Consider the following 14,978-nt stretch of genomic DNA (forward strand, 5'->3'; position numbering starts at 1 on the left):
ATCGATTTTTGACCGGATCACAATGCCTTACAGCGTAATTTCACATGCGATTCCCCTGCCCGCAAGGGGGAGGGGAGCCGACCGCCGCCGCGGCGCGAGCTTCGCTTCAAATCAAAGTCAGGCGTCGCCTACCAGCTCACCTCGAAACTTGCGGCCCTACGCCGCCAGCCACCCGCCATCCACCGGCAGCACGATGCCCGTCGTGAATGACGCCTCGTCGCTCGCCAGAAACAGCGCCGCCGCGGCCACCTCATCCGCCTCGCCGAACCGCTTCATCGCATGGCGCTGGCGCGAGGCGTCGCGCACCGGCTCGGGATCGGCATGGCGCGCGAAGCTCCGGCGCAGCAGCGGGGTATCGATGGCGCCTGGCGCCAGCGCGTTGACGCGGATGCCGTCGGTCGCGAAATCGACCGCCATGGTGCGGGTCAGGCTGATGATCGCGCCCTTGGCGGCGATATAGGCACTGTTGCCCTTGCCGCCGGCGACGGCGAGTTGCGAAGCGACAGTGATGATCGACCCCGCCCTCTGCGCCTGCATGATCGGCACCGCGACCTTCGCCCACAGCCAGGTGCCGCCGACATTGGCGCGAAACACCGCGTCCCAATCGGAAGGATCGGTCGTGACCACCGTGCCGCCACAGGAGAAGCCCGCCGCGGTCATCAGCACGTCGAGCCGGCCACGCGCCGCGGCCACGCCTTCAATGGTCGCCTTGGCGAACGCGGCATCGCCGACATCGCCGACATGGACGCTGCCGTTCCCGCCGGCATCACGGACCAGCGCCAGCGTCTCATCGGCGCCGGCGGCATCGCGATCCACCACGGCGAGGAACGCGCCTTCGCGCGCGAACATCACGGCGCTGGCGCGGCCGATGCCCGAGCCGCCGCCGGTGATGACCGCGACCTTATCCTTCATCCTCATGTCAGTCTCTCCCGTACTGATCGAACCAGCGGCCGAAATGCTCGGCCGAGGCCGCACAGTCGAACCGCGCGCGCCAGCCGAATTCATCGGCCAGCCGCGTCGTCGACAGCCGCCCGCGCACGGGCGCGAACACCGGCACCGTCGGCGTCTCGCCGGGCTCCGCGAGCCGGCACGTAAATCCAGTCCGGCCGGTCGCGAAAGCGCGGCCCCACGCCTCGGCCGTGAACGTCGCCTCGTTCGAAATGTTGTAGAGCGTCTGCTGCGGCTTCTCGGCCTCCAGCAGCAGGCAAACAGCATCGGCGACGTCGACGGCGTAGACCCAGTCCTTCTCGCCGGGCTCGTTCAGCAGCGCCGACTCATTGCGCGCACAGCAGCCCGCGATCAGCGCCTGCGGTGACGGCGTGTCCCGCACGCCACCGCCGCGCTCGAACGGCCCGAACACCGCCGACAGGCGCACGCTGATGACGTCGGTCTTCCAAAGGTCCGACAGCCGCGCGGCGACGCGCTCGGAGGTGAATTTGGTGATCGCATACAGCGACACCGGCTCGCACGGCGTCGTCTCCTCCAGCACGGCAAAGCGCTGGCCGCTGGCGCCATAGGATGCAGCCGAGGACAGATTGATCACGCGCCGGACACCGCTGCGCCGCGCCGCCTGCAGGATCGGCACTTGCGCCAGCAGGTTGACCGCGAGGATGCGCTCGGGATCGGACGCATCGCGCTCGGGACCGGCGGTGATCGCAGCGCCCATGACCACGGCATCGCAGCCGGAGCCGACCGCCGTCGCGACGGCAGCCGCATCGGTCACATCGCCTTTGATAACTTGCAGCCGCTCACCATGAGAAGCGAAGGCGCGTTGCGCGGCACTCGGCAGCGGCGCCGCATCGAACACGGTCACGCGGTGTCCGCGCTCCAACAAGCCTTGCGCGATATTGAGCCCGACGAAGCCGGCGCCGCCGAAGATCAGGACATGCATGCGAGAAGCCTCTCCATCGGGGCCTCATGGTTCGAGACGGCTGCTGGCGCAGCCTCCTCACCATGAGGTTCTGGCACCCAAGCGGGTCCTGCACACCGACCATGAACACGCCAAGAGGCGTGTTCATGGAGAGGAAACGCAGCGTGCGCGCCGCCTGCCCTGCTCTCTCCCCTCATCCTGAGGAGGTCGCGAAGCGACCGTCTCGAAGGACGAGGCCCGTGATCTCTCGCCGACATGCTCACAGCAGCGTCGCCCCAAAGTTCTGCTCGGGGTCCATGTCCGCCACCAGCCGCCCGGTCGGCTTCGCCGCCTCGCCGCCGCTGCGCGCGAGGAACTGGCCGGACCCGGGCTGCACCGAGACCTTGCCGTCGTCGACGATCACGCGGCCGCGCGACAGCACGGTCACCGGCCAGCCCTGCACGCTGCGGCCGGCAAACGGCGTGTAGCCCGCGAGGTCGTGCATGGCGGCATCGCTGATCGTCACGCGCTTGTCCGGATCCCACAGCGCGATGTCGGCATCCGCGCCGATCGCGATCGCGCCCTTGCGCGGATGCAGATTGTAGATCTTGGCCGGCGCCGTCGACGTCAGCTCGACGAACTTGTTGAGGCCGAGCCGGCCCTTCGACACCATCGCGTCGAACAGCAGCGGCAGCCGCAGTTCCAGGCCCGGCAGGCCGTTGGCGATCTGCTTGAAGTTCGGGTTGGGACCGGCGCGCAGCTTGCCGGTCTCGTCGAAGCGGTACGGCGCGTGGTCCGACGAGATCGTCTGCAGATCGCCGAGCGACAGCGCCTGCCACAGCGCCTCCTGGTCCGGCGCGCGACGCGGCGGCGGGCTGCACATCCACTTCGCGCCTTCGATGCCCGGCTTGTCCAGATCGTCGGCGGTCATGAACAGATATTGCGGACAGGTCTCGGCAAACACCTTCAGCCCCTGCCCGCGCGCGTCGCGGATGACCTTGGCGCCTTCGGCGGTCGAAACGTGGAAGATCATGATCGGCTGATCGACCAGCGCCGCCATGCCGATCAGGCGATTGAACGCCTCGGCTTCGGAAAAGCGCGCATGGCTGATGGCGTGATACTTCGGCGCGGTGTAGCCGCGCGCCAGCAGTCGCTTCACCATCCAGGAGATGATGCCGTGGTTCTCGGCATGCGCGCACAGCATCGCGCCGCCCTCGCGCGCGGCGACGAGAATGTCGAGCAGCGGCTCATCGTCGATCTTGAGCCGGTCGTAGGTCATGAAGATCTTGATCGAGCCATGGCCCTGCCGGATCAGCGCCGGCAGATCGCGCTCCAAGGTCTCCTTGGTCGGATCGGCAATGATCATGTGGAACGCGTAGTCGATGACCGCGCCCTTGCGCGCCAGCGCGTGGTAGTCCTCGAGCACCTGCGGCAGCTGCATACCGACATGCTGCGCGGCGAAGGAGATCACTGATGTGGTGCCGCCATACGCCGCAGAGGTCGTCGCGCTTTCGAACGTATCGGCATTGACGATGCCGGCGGCGGAGAGCTGCTCGATATGGCAGTGGCTGTCGACGCCGCCAGGGAGCACGTATTTGCCGCGCGCGTCGATCTCGCGCTTGGCCGGCCCGAGCCCGCGGCCGATCGCCGCGATCGTCTCGCCGGAGATGGCGACGTCGGCCTCGAACGTGTCGGTGGTGGTGGCGACGCGCCCTCCCCGGATGATCAGGTCATAGGCCGGCTCGGTCATCGCGATCTCCTAGTTCTGCCAGATGGAACGGCGTGGACGCGCGGAGCAGTTGAGGCCCGCTTGCGTCCGCGGTGGCATAGTGGTTGCCTGTCGGGCGACGTCAACTCCGAAGAAGCAGGTAACACCCATGTCCCGCCCGCGCATCACCGTGATCAACCCGAACTCCAACCAGGTGGTGACCGACGGCCTCGCGGCGGCGCTCAAGCCGCTGATGTTCGCGGAAGGACCGGAGATCGTCTGCGAGACGTTGAAGGAAGGCCCCTACGGCGTCGAGAGCCAGAAGGATGCCGACAGCGTCGCGCTGCCGCTGCGCCGCTTCGTCGAGGGCGACAACGCCTCGAGTGCCTTCGTCATCGCCTGCTACAGCGATCCCGGCCTGCATGTCTGCCGCGAGGCGACGACGCGGCCGGTGCTCGGCATCGCCGAATGCGGCGTGTTGACCGCGTTGACGCGCGCCGACACCTTTGGCGTGCTCGCCATCGCGCAACGTTCGATCCGCCGCCACATCCGCTATCTCCGCCAGATGGGCCTGATGGACAGGCTCGCCGCGGAACGGCCGCTCGACATGACGGTGGCGGAGACCGCGTCGGGCGAAGGCACGCTGGCGAAGATGATTACGGTCGGCCGCGCGCTGCGGGACGAAGACGGCGCCGGCGCCATCGTGATGGGCTGCGCCGGCATGGCGCGGCATCGCAAGAATCTGGAGGACGCGCTGGGCATTCCGGTGATCGACCCGACGCAGGCCGCGGTGACCATGGCGCTTGGCGCGGTGGCGTTTAGCAGCTGATTGCTTCGCAAATCTCGCGGCGCCGCCTGCGCTGCTCTGCCCGACCCACCCTCCGCTGTCGTCCCGGCCTCCGAGCCGGGACCCATAGCCACCGGCCGGGATGAGGCAGGCAACTACCAGTGACGTCCCTCGATAGATTCCGCGGTATGGTAGCATCGCAAGATGCAATCCGACTGAAGGAGACCCTCCGCACGGTCGGTGGGCGTGGCTGCCCCTCACCCCAACCCTCTCCCCGTGAAGAACGGGGAGAGGGAGCGCACTGGGGTCTGCGACACAGCGCCATCTGCAACTCACAAGGCAGCATACCTCACTCCGGCGGCACCGCGCCGGTGCGGCTGGTGATCAGGCCGTAATGCTCCACGCGGCGATGCCGCGCGAAGTCGAAGATCGTCTGCTTGCCGAACCGCGTCGCATCCATATCGCACGGCGCGACCAGCACCTCGTCGCCCTCCGTCACAGCTTCCGCAACGATCTCGCCGTCGGGATTGACGATCAGGCTGCCGCCGATCAGATGATGGCCATCTTCCAACCCGGCCTTGGCCACCGAGACCACCCAGCACGAATTCTGATACGCGCCGGCCTGCGCGGAGAGACGATTGTGGAACAGCCGCTGCTGCAGTCCTTCGGCTGACTTCAGCGAGTTCACCGACGGCGTGTTGTAGCCGATGAGCACCAGCTCGACGTCCTGCAGCCCCATCACGCGATAGGTCTCCGGCCAGCGGCGGTCGTTGCAGATCGCCATGCCCATGATCCCGCCGAGATTGCGCCAGACCGGAAAGCCGAGATCGCCAGGCTCGAAATAGCGCTTCTCCAGGTGCTGATGGCTGCGCTCCGGTTCGAATTCCTCGTGGCCGGGCAAATGCACTTTGCGATACTTGCCGACGATGTTGCTGGCGCGGTCGGTGAGAGCAGCTGTGTTGTAGTGGTGCCCATCCGGCGTCAGCTCCGCATAGCCGAGATACATCGCGATGCCGTGCTGCGCGGCGCGATCGAACAGCGGCTGCACCGCGGCGTTCGGCATGTCGCGCTCGAACCATGTATCGACCTCGGCCTGATCCTCCATGTACCAGCGCGGAAAGAACGTGGTCAGCGCCAGCTCCGGATAGACGACCAGATCGGCGCCCTTGCGCTTGGCCTCGTCGAGCAGCGCGATCATGCGCGCGACGACGGCCTCGCGGCTCTCGGCCCGCTGGATCGGCCCCATCTGGGCGGCGGCAACGTTGATGATGCGCATGAAGGAACTCCTATAGTAACTCCGCCGTCATTGCGAGCGAAGCGAAGCAATCCAGGGCCGCGCAAGGACTCTGGATTGCTTCGCTTCGCTCGCAATGACGCGTTGATAGACCATCACATTGTAACAACTAGATCATCCTGGCCGATGCAGCACCGGCCGCGTGCGCGAGAACGAGGGCCGGCCGCGCTTCAGGCCCCATAGCGGCTGCGCCAGGGTCGCGACGGCTTCGGTCGGATCGCGGGCATCGATGCAGACGAGATCGGCGGGCGCGCCCACCCTCACGCCGTAATCCTCCAGCCGCATCAGCTTCGCCGCGTCATGCGTCACCATGTCCAGGCAGCCGGCGAGATGGTCGGGGCGCGAGACGTGGCAGACATTGGCGTAGAGATTGGCCATGCGGATCAGCGAGCCGTCGCCATAGGGCGTGAAGGGATTGAGCACGTTGTTGGTCGACAGCGAGCACGTCACGCCGTGCTCGCGCAGCGGCTCAAGCGGCACCACGCCGCGCGGGATGGCGTGATCCTGCCGGCGGCCCATCAGATGCAGATCGGTCGAGGGCAACACGGTAACGGCAACGCCGGCATTGGCGAGCTTGACAGCAATCGCGTTGAAGCGCTCCGGTGGCAGCAGCGACAGCTGCGTGACATGGCCGACCGCGACGCGGCCGCCCCAGCCGTACTCCTCGGTCTTGCGGCAGACATATTCGATCTGCATGTGATCCAGCGTCTCGGCGAGATCGAGATGCATGTCGATGTCGACGTCGTACTCGCGCGCGATCGCGAAGATGCGGTCGATCTGCGCCGGCGGATCGGTGTCGAAATATGGCGCGGCGCCGATGGTGCGCGCGCCGCGGCGCAGGCCCTCGATCAGCAGTTCCTCGGTGCCCGGATAGTTCGTCAGGCCTTCCTGCGGAAACACGCAGATTTCGAGATCGAGCGCCCAGGCGTAGTCACGCGCAAGCTGCTGAATGGCTTCGAACGCGATGAAGCCGATGCCGGGATCGAGCTCGACATGGGTGCGCATCCGCATCGTGCCGTGGCTGACGCAGCGCTCAACAGTCTGCTTCGCCCTGGCGTAGACATCCTCCGCCGTGAAATTGCGCTTCGCCGCCGCCGTCTCGCGCACCGCCTCGGCCACCGTACCTTCCCGGATGGTGCAGCGATCGAGGATGCAGGTTTTGTCGAGATGAATGTGCGTCTCGATGAAGCCGGGCACGACGAGGCAGCTCTCGGCATCGCGCTCCTCGCCGTCCGCCTGCAGCGCGGCCTCGATCGCCACGATGCTGCCTTTGGAAATTCCGATATCGGCGCGGCGCAGCTCGCCTTGCTGCGCCAGTACCGCGTTGCGAATGATCAGGTCCATGCCGCCTTTGCCGCCGACGAATCCACGCGCGCCAAGCTGGCGGCGCGGCGCTCAAAAGGCAAGCGCCATGCCAGCGGACCAGACCGTGCTGCATCACAGGCCGGCCGTCGTCACCATTCGTTTACAAATAGATGGTGCCGGCGACGCCCTTGTTTGCTGCGGAAAAGCTGCTATATTCCCGTATGGAAAACGTGAACTCGTTCTGCTCAGGCCCGTCGTCAAGGCGGGCCGTTGCCGTTTTGGGGGTGGCTGTCCGATGACTCGCTCCAACCGCACGGATCACATCCGCCTGACCTCGCACCCGGTGCCAGGCGCCAAGCATAACTTCCCGCTCCACTGGGGCGCCGAGACCGCGCGCGAGCGCGGGCCGATCATCGGCACGGTATCGCGCCCGCAGGACCGCAACGTGATCGGCAGCCATGGCGGCTCCTACACGATCTACCGCGCGCTCGCCGTCTCCTCCGGCGCGCTCGATCCGATCCGCCGTCCCGACCTCACCAACACCCATCCCGCCGCCACCATCGGCCCGTTCGGCCAGTGGCGCGATCCCGCCAAGATCGTCGCGCTCGATCCCTGGGGCCATCTGGTCGCCGAGAACTTTGGCGGCGAGATCGCCGAGGGCATCGACATCCGCCCCTCGATCGCGGTGACCAAGGCGCGCATCGAGCTGCCGGAGCTGCACGCCGCGCTCGCCGCCAAGCGCCTCGTCCATGACGGCGAGGTGGTGCATGCCAATGGCAGCGTGTCGGTGGTGAAGATCGCGATCGACCCGGTGTGGTACCTGCCCGGCGTCGCCGCGCGCTTCGGCACCAGCGAGACCAATCTGCGCCGCGGCCTGTTCGAGCAGACCGGCGGCATGTATCCGGAGCTGGTGACGCGGCCGGACCTGCAGGTGTTCCTGCCGCCGATCGGCGGCACCACGGTCTATCTGTTCGGCGACGTCACCAAGCTGAACGACTCCAGGACGAAGATCACGTGTCGCGTGCATGACGAGTGCAACGGCTCCGACGTGTTCGGCTCGGACATCTGCACCTGCCGCCCCTATCTGATCCACGGCATCGAGGAATGCGTCGCCGCGGGACAGAACGGCGGGCTCGGCATCATCGTCTACAACCGCAAGGAAGGCCGCGCGCTCGGCGAAGTGACGAAATTCCTGGTCTACAATGCGCGCAAGCGCCAGGAGGACGGCGACGCCGCCGCGGCGTATTTCGAGCGCACCGAATGCGTCGCCGGCGTGCAGGATGCGCGCTTCCAGCAGCTGATGCCAGATGTCATCCACTGGCTCGGCATCACGCGCATCGACCGCTTCATCTCGATGAGCGACATGAAGCATGATGCGCTGGTCGGACAAGGCGTCGACATCGTCGAGCGCGTGCCGATCCCGGACGAGCTGATCCCGGCCGACGCCCATGTCGAGATCGCGGCGAAGAAGGCGGCCGGCTATTTCTCGCTGGAGCCGCAGAAGCCCGAAGCGCTCGGCGACACCGTCGGCCGCCCGCTCGAGAAGTACTGAGCGCAGCGGCCGATCATGACCGACGTTTCATCTCTCCTGTCCGCCCGCGCCGTCCGCGAGCGGGCGCATCAGCTGCTTGCCCTCGGGCTCGACGACAAGCTGCCGCATTTTCGCATCGATCTCGGCAAGCTCGATGCGCTCGCCGATCTCGTGCGCGATGTGACAAACAAGGCGTATCCGAGCGGCGAGGTGCCGTTTCATTCACGCTGGCGGCACTTCGTGGTCGGCGGCGTCGATCGCTGGGCTGCAATCGCTGAAAAGGTGGAGTGGCCGGATGCCGCTGCGCGCGCGCGCGCCGAATTCGATCTCGCCATCACCAGCGTGCTGCTCGACGCCGGCGCCGGCGCCGCCTGGCGCTATCAGGATGCCGTCACCGGCGCGAAGATCGGCCGCTCCGAGGGACTTGCGCTGGCGAGCCTCGACATGTTCGCGCGCGGCGCTTTCTCGGCCGATGTGCGCGATCCGCTGCGCGCTGATGCGGCGAAGCTGAAGCAGCTCACCGTTGCCGATCTCGAACGCGGCTTTCTGGTGGGCCCCGAAAATCCGCTGGTCGGATTGGAAGGTCGCGTCGCCCTGCTGCGGCGGCTGGGCGAGGCAACGGCGGCAAAGCCGGAGATCTTCGGAACACAGGATGCTCCGCGTCCCGGCGGTCTGTTTGATCAGCTCGCCGCCGGCGCGTCCGGCGGTCATCTGCAGGCCGCCGATATTCTGCAGCAGGTGCTGCTGCAGCTCGGCCCGATCTGGCCGTCACGTCTGACGCTGCAAGGCGTCGCGCTCGGCGATTGCTGGCGGCATGCCTCGCTGGTCACGGACGATGCGACCACCGGTCTCGTCCCGCTGCACAAGCTGTCGCAATGGCTGAGCTATTCGCTGATCGAACCGCTGCAGCGCGCCGGCCTCGTGGTGGACAACATCGACGGCCTCACCGGCCTCGCCGAATACCGCAACGGCGGCCTGTTCGTCGACGGCGGCGTGCTGGTCCTGCGCGATCCCGCCGATGCCTCTCGCGCCCATGAAGTCGACTCGCCGCTGGTCGTGGAATGGCGCGCGCTGACGGTCGCCCTGCTCGACCGGCTGGCCGGACTGATCCGCGAGCGTACAAGCCAGACCGCAGAACAACTGCCCTTGGCCCGCATCCTCGAAGGCGGCACCTGGGCCGCCGGCCGCAAGCTCGCCTTCGCCCGGCGTCCCGACGGCTCGCCGCCGCTCACCATCATCAGCGACGGCACGGTGTTTTAAGGGGTTTGGACCACACTTACCGACCTTGCGGCTCCGTCATTGCGAGCGCAGCGAAGCAATCCAGGGCCCCGAAGAAAGTCTGGATTGCTTCGTCGCTCCGCGCCTCGCAATGACGAACCCATAAGGTATCCGTGGGGTGGGCAAAGCGCAGCGTGCCCACCGCTCCGGTCTGAGCTAGCATCGCGGTGAGCACGGCGCGTCGCGCCTTTGCCCACCCTACGTGTCGGAGATGAAAGCCATGGAAGGCGTCACGGTCGTCGATCATCCGCTGGTGCAGCACAAGCTGACCCTGATCCGCGACAAGTCGATCTCGACCAAGTCGTTCCGCGAGCTCCTGAAGGAGATCGGCATGCTCCTCTGCTACGAAGTCACGCGCGATCTGCCGCTCACGGAAGTCGAGGTCGAGACGCCGCTGGCGCGGATGCAATCGGCCAAGATCGCCGGCAAGAAGCTGGTGTTCGTGCCGGTGCTGCGCGCCGGCGTCACCTTCGTCGACGGCATGCTCGACCTGGTGCCGACCGCGCGCGTCGCCCATATCGGGCTCTATCGCGAGCCGCAGACCTTCACCGCCGTCGAGTACTTCTTCAAGGCTCCCTCCGACCTGCAGGAGCGTCTCGCCGTCGTCGTCACGCCGGTGCTGGCGACCGGAAACAGCGCGGTCGCCGCGGTCGACCGGCTCAAGGAGCGCGGCGCCAAGGACATCCGCATGGTCTGCATGATCGCCGCCCCCGAAGGCGTCGAGCGCGTCCGCGGCCTGCATCCCGACGTCACCTTGTGGACCGCGGCGATCGACGACGGCCTCGACGACGACGCCTTCATCGTCCCCGGCCTCGGCGACGCCGGCGACCGGGCGTATGGGACGCGGTAAGGCTCGCATCAACTCGACAACGAGGACGTAGTAATCCGGGCCTCGCCCTTCGAGACGCGCGCCTTTCGGCGCGCTCCTCAGGGTGAGGAGTGGCAAGATTCGGCGTCGCCAAAATCCTCTGCGCCGAAGCCTCGCGAGGGGCAGGTCTCCAGGAACACGACTGTCGGCGTGTTCATGGCACGGGATCCAGCACCGACGTCGGTGCCGGACCCTCATGGTGAGGAGGCGCGCGCCGATCTGCGCGTGAGAGCAATCGACGAACAAGCGCGCGCCGTCTCGAACCATGAGGCCAAGGTCGAGAGATCGCGATCGTTGATGCGTTCGCGCTGGGGCGCGCTGATGGCAACAAACTCCGCTGTCATCCCGGGCAAGTCACGGCAACGCGACAGGGTTGTCGGGACGCAGACCCGGGATCCATAACCACGGCTTGCCGTTGTTGAAGCACGATGGAGAGTCGTTCGTCGCCTCAACGAGGCCTGTGGTTATTGGTCCCGGGTCGGCGCCATGACGTCGCGTTGCGACGCCATGGCTTGCCCGGGACGACAGTCGAATTTGGGGCTACGGCCTGATGTTTTCGTCCGCGACGCCGTGAAGTCGGCGGGCTCAGGAGCAACACTGCTCCAAAAGTCATCAATCGCACCATCAGACGAGCCCAGCTACCAGATACCCTGATTTGCCCGACGGGCGCAGTCTGTCGCTTGATCGCGCCGAATTTGTGTGTCGGGGTGATCGATCTGCGCCGCGCGAAAACGCGATTATCACCAGTAATTCCAACAACAAGCTCGAGTTCAAGAGCCTGCGCGAAAATATACCTCTTCCAAATATCAGAATATTCGGTTTATCCTCCCTCCGTTCCGGTCCGGATGAGGGGCGTACGCGTCGTCACGAAACGTTGGATCGGCAATGCGGTGGACGTCGGAGCATCGGATGCGCTTGCGCGGACGAGCGGTGCTTCGCGGACGGCGAAGTCGCGTGGTCCTGATACCCCGAAGCTGGTATCAAGTCGGCCGGTGTGACGCATCGGATCGATGACGGCGGCCAACGAGCCGGGCGCCGGGGAGATCGCGTATAAGCCGTAAACCATCGCGCAGGGAAGGCCGGATGCTCCGGTCCGTACCTGTGGTTCTGCCGCGTGCTTATCTTGCTGCACGCGGACCGCGGGTGCGACCGGCACCCGGCCTTCCCTGCGCCCTCATCACGTCGCGAGGGCAACGACGATAGCATCACCCGGGCGCGATCCGCGCTGCGGCAACGATCCTGCTTGGCCAGCTGTTTGACAAGGTTCAGTAAGATGAAGGAAAGCGCTTCAGCCCGCGAACGCGGCCTGCGCCTCCGGCAGCGCCCAGATCTTCTCGATCGCCGCAGCACCTGCTGCCGTGATCGCCGTCTCGTCGCCATGCAGATAGCGGCCGTCGTGAATCAGCAGCCGGCCGTCGACCATTACCTGGTCGATGTTGGCGCGGTTGGCGAGCGCGATCAGGCCGCGGCGCGGGTCATGCAGCGGCTGGAGATGCGGATGCGCCATGTCGACGACGGTGAGATCCGCGGTCGCGCCCGGCGCGATCACGCCGAGATCGTCCCGCTTGATCATCGCAGCCGCAGTCGCGGTGACCGCGTCGATCAGCTCCGGCGCACTCGCGATCTCGGCGTTGCCGAGCGCGACCTTCGAGATCAGCGACGCGGCGTTGAGCTCGCCGAGCAGATCCATGTTGTAGCCATCGGTGCCGACGGCGGTGCGCACGCCATGCGCGGCGAAGCGGCCGAACGCTGCCGTGACGCCGGCGCGCGCGAACACGCGCGGACAGTTCAGCACGCCGGCGCCCCGCGCCGCCATCAGCTTGAGGTCGTCATCGGTCGAGGCATGGCAATGCGCGGCGAGCAGGTCGGGCCCGAGCAGGCCGAGCCAGTCGAGATATTCGGCCGGCGTACGCCCGCCATAGCGCAGCCCGATGGTCGCAACCTCGCCGGCACTCTGCGCCATGTGCGTCGTGATCGGAACGTCGACCTCGCGCGCCCGCGCCGCGGCAGCACGCAGCAGATCCGGTCCGCAGGTGTCCGTGGCATGCGGGCTCATCGCCAGCCGAATGCGCCCGTCGCCCTGCCCGTGCCAGCGCCGATGCAGCGCGTTCCAGGTCGCCATGTCGGCCTCGCCGTCGTCGCCGGCATAGTGCACGACGCCGGAGGCATCGGCCTTGGCGTCCGACGTCGAGAACAGATAGGGCGCGCCGTAGAAGCGCAGGCCCATCTCGAGCGCGGCGTCGAACAGCTCGGGAATCGTATTGCGGAACGGCTCCATCACGGTGGTTGCGCCGCCCTTCAGGAGCTGCAGCACACCCATGCGGCCGATCGCCAGCCGCTCCTCGACACTCAGGATCTCTGCACCGCGCTTCGACAGCGGCAGCAGCACCGTGTAGACGATGCTCTTGTTGTTGCGGCGGCCGTTGCCATCCTCGGTGAGCGTACGCGCGATCGCCTCGCTGAAGATGTGGTTGTGCAGATTCAACAGGCCCGGCAACACGAAGCGGCCGGGACGGTCGAACACCTCGCTGGCGGAGGGACGGATCGGCGTGACCGCCGCGATCTTCTTGCCCTCGACCAGCACCCAGTGATCACGCAGCACGTGTTGCGCGCCATCCTTGCGGGTCAGTACGTAGCTGCCGAAGATCGCGGTCGTGTTCATGCGCCCTTCGCTTCCGCAGCCTCATGCCGCTGGTAGTTGGCCGCAATCTCCGCACCTGTCGTGATCCAGACGTCCTGGCAGGATTTGGCGTAGTTGAGGAACTCGCGCAGCAGCCGGAAGCGCATCGGCCGCCCCGACACCTGCGGATGCAGCACGGTGGTGACCATCGCGCCCCAGTCGCGGACCTCGTCGAGCTCGTCCTTCCACATCGACAGCACATGCTCCTTCGGGAAGATCGAGCGCGGCGAGAACCGCGCCGACAGGCCGTGCATCCAGTCGTCGTAGCTCGACGTCACCGGAATCTCGATCGTGCCGGGCGAGCCGGAGGCCAAGCGATGGCGATACGGCCTGACGTCGTCGCGGAACGACGAGGTGTAGACGATGCCTTGCCGGACAAGCGCGACGCGCAGCTCCTCGCAGAACTCGCCGAACGGCGCGCGGTAGCCGATCGGCCGGACGCCGAGCCGGCGCTGCAGCGTCTCGAAGCCACGCTCGATCTCCTCGATGATGAAGGGATCGCCGGGATCGGGCAGCAGATGATGATAGCCGTGATGGCCGATCTCGTGGCCGGCCTTGAGCACGGCCTCGGCCATAGCCGGATGCGCATCGACCGCCCAGCCCGTAATGAAGAACGTCGCCTTCAGATCGAGCTCGGCCAGCAGCTCGAGCAGTTTTGGCGTACCGACGCGGGCCTCGAAGCCGCCGAAGCTCATCGTAACCAGGCGCGCAGCGTGCGCGGGGTCCTTCGATGTCCAGGCGCTCTCGGCGTCGATGTCGAACGACAGGAACATCGCCGCCTTGTACGGCGCGGGCCACGGATACTCGGGCGCCGGCGGCGCCGTGTTGGAGGGAATGAGCGGAATGCCCGCGAGCGCCTTACTGTCCGGCATTGATCGTCACCTTCTCGATCGCGTTATCGCTGAGCTTCCACTTCGCCAGCAGCGCCTTGTAGCTGCCATCGGCGATCAGCCCTTCAAGCGCGCCGCGCAACGCCTCGCGCAACTCCTCCGCCTTCACCGGCGTCGCGAGCCCCGTGTATTGAAAGGCGATCGGCGTGCCCACCGGCACATAGGTGTTGGGTTCGAGATCCATGATGTAGGGCAAGGTCTCGTTACCCTGCACGGCGGCGTCGATCCGGCCCTGCTTGAGCTGCGTGCGCGCATCGGCCGAGCCCTCGGTGCCGACGAATTCGATCGGAGTCGCGCCGCAGTTCTTGTCGCTCCAGGCCGCGATGTCCTTCGGGAACATCGTGCGCCTGCTGGCGCCGACCTTCTTGCCGCACAGCGCCGCCGGCTCCTTGAACTCGGCGGCGCGCGAGGCCTGCACGAAGAAGCGCGGGCCGCTGCGCAGATAATCGATGAAGCTCGCGGTCTCCTGCCGGCTCTTGAGGTCGGTCATGCCGGTCAGGATGATATCGAAGCGCTGCGTGGCGAGCCCCGGCATCAGCTGGTCGAAGCTGGTCTCCTGCCACACCGCCTTGACGCCGAGCTTCCTGGCCAGCGCCTCGCCGAGCTCGACATCGAAGCCGGTCAGGGTCGCGGTGGCCGGATCCTTGAACTCCATCGGCGGATAGTTCGGCACCACCGCGATGCGCAGGCCGTTCTGCTTGATGTCGGCCGGCAGCTCGGCCGCAGCACTTGCCACCACCATCGCCGCGCTCGCGACGGCGGCCCACATGATCGACTTGACCTTCATG

General features: G+C 66.7%; 12 protein-coding genes. 4 read left to right on the forward strand and 8 right to left on the reverse strand.

Annotated elements, in window-relative coordinates; genetic code table 11:
* Positions 1-156: 156 nt before the first annotated feature.
* The 3 genes from ACQR1L_RS00005 to hydA all read right to left on the reverse strand — a co-directional run bounded on the left by ACQR1L_RS00005 (position 157) and on the right by hydA (position 3,599).
* Positions 157-918 (reverse strand): SDR family oxidoreductase, encoded by a 762-nt coding sequence (locus tag ACQR1L_RS00005; protein WP_434855887.1) that lies wholly within the window; start codon positions 916-918, stop codon positions 157-159.
* A 1-nt stretch (position 919) separates the two neighbouring features.
* A complete protein-coding gene (locus ACQR1L_RS00010; RefSeq protein ID WP_434855888.1) occupies positions 920-1,891 on the reverse strand; it encodes an NAD-dependent epimerase/dehydratase family protein in 972 nt (323 codons plus the stop codon).
* Between the two features lie 238 nt (positions 1,892-2,129).
* Positions 2,130-3,599, reverse strand: coding sequence for a dihydropyrimidinase (gene hydA, locus ACQR1L_RS00015; protein WP_434855889.1), 1,470 nt, complete (start codon positions 3,597-3,599; stop codon positions 2,130-2,132).
* A gap of 127 nt (positions 3,600-3,726) precedes the next feature.
* Between hydA and ACQR1L_RS00020 the strand changes: the two genes are divergently transcribed.
* Positions 3,727-4,386 (forward strand): aspartate/glutamate racemase family protein, encoded by a 660-nt coding sequence (locus ACQR1L_RS00020; RefSeq protein WP_434855890.1) that lies wholly within the window; start codon positions 3,727-3,729, stop codon positions 4,384-4,386.
* A gap of 307 nt (positions 4,387-4,693) precedes the next feature.
* Here ACQR1L_RS00020 and ACQR1L_RS00025 read toward each other — a convergent pair whose 3' ends face one another.
* Both ACQR1L_RS00025 and ACQR1L_RS00030 read right to left on the reverse strand, forming a co-directional pair.
* The gene (locus tag ACQR1L_RS00025; RefSeq protein ID WP_434855891.1) at positions 4,694-5,620 is read right to left on the reverse strand and encodes an N-carbamoyl-D-amino-acid hydrolase; all 927 of its coding nucleotides are present in this window, start codon (positions 5,618-5,620) and stop codon (positions 4,694-4,696) included.
* A gap of 132 nt (positions 5,621-5,752) precedes the next feature.
* A complete protein-coding gene (locus ACQR1L_RS00030; RefSeq protein ID WP_434855892.1) occupies positions 5,753-6,982 on the reverse strand; it encodes an amidohydrolase family protein in 1,230 nt (409 codons plus the stop codon).
* Between the two features lie 256 nt (positions 6,983-7,238).
* On the opposite strand from ACQR1L_RS00030, the gene ACQR1L_RS00035 reads away from it, so the two are divergent.
* The 3 genes from ACQR1L_RS00035 to upp all read left to right on the forward strand — a co-directional run bounded on the left by ACQR1L_RS00035 (position 7,239) and on the right by upp (position 10,602).
* Positions 7,239-8,495, forward strand: a complete 1,257-nt coding sequence (locus ACQR1L_RS00035) for a GTP cyclohydrolase II (protein WP_434855893.1) — start codon at positions 7,239-7,241, stop codon at positions 8,493-8,495.
* 15 nt (positions 8,496-8,510) lie between these two features.
* On the forward strand, positions 8,511-9,734 hold the full coding sequence (locus ACQR1L_RS00040; protein ID WP_434855894.1) for a URC4/urg3 family protein: 1,224 nt from the start codon (positions 8,511-8,513) through the stop codon (positions 9,732-9,734).
* 238 nt (positions 9,735-9,972) lie between these two features.
* Positions 9,973-10,602 carry a uracil phosphoribosyltransferase gene (gene upp, locus ACQR1L_RS00045; protein WP_315721502.1) on the forward strand — a complete coding sequence of 210 codons (630 nt, stop codon included), beginning with the start codon at positions 9,973-9,975 and terminating at the stop codon, positions 10,600-10,602.
* A 1,306-nt stretch (positions 10,603-11,908) separates the two neighbouring features.
* Here upp and ACQR1L_RS00050 read toward each other — a convergent pair.
* From ACQR1L_RS00050 to ACQR1L_RS00060, 3 genes are read right to left on the reverse strand one after another with little or no spacing between them, the layout of a single operon-like run.
* Complete coding sequence (locus tag ACQR1L_RS00050) at positions 11,909-13,282, reverse strand: amidohydrolase family protein (protein ID WP_434855895.1); 1,374 nt, start codon at positions 13,280-13,282, stop codon at positions 11,909-11,911.
* The gene (locus ACQR1L_RS00055; protein WP_434855896.1) at positions 13,279-14,172 is read right to left on the reverse strand and encodes a polysaccharide deacetylase family protein; all 894 of its coding nucleotides are present in this window, start codon (positions 14,170-14,172) and stop codon (positions 13,279-13,281) included. Before ACQR1L_RS00055 ends, ACQR1L_RS00050 begins: the two co-directional genes overlap by 4 nt.
* Positions 14,159-14,977, reverse strand: a complete 819-nt coding sequence (locus tag ACQR1L_RS00060) for an ABC transporter substrate-binding protein (protein ID WP_434855897.1) — start codon at positions 14,975-14,977, stop codon at positions 14,159-14,161. Before ACQR1L_RS00060 ends, ACQR1L_RS00055 begins: the two co-directional genes overlap by 14 nt.
* Position 14,978 lies beyond the last annotated feature (1 nt).

Source organism: Bradyrhizobium sp. HKCCYLR20261, from assembly GCF_051168435.1.
In the GTDB taxonomy this organism is placed as follows: Bacteria; Pseudomonadota; Alphaproteobacteria; order Rhizobiales; family Xanthobacteraceae; genus Bradyrhizobium.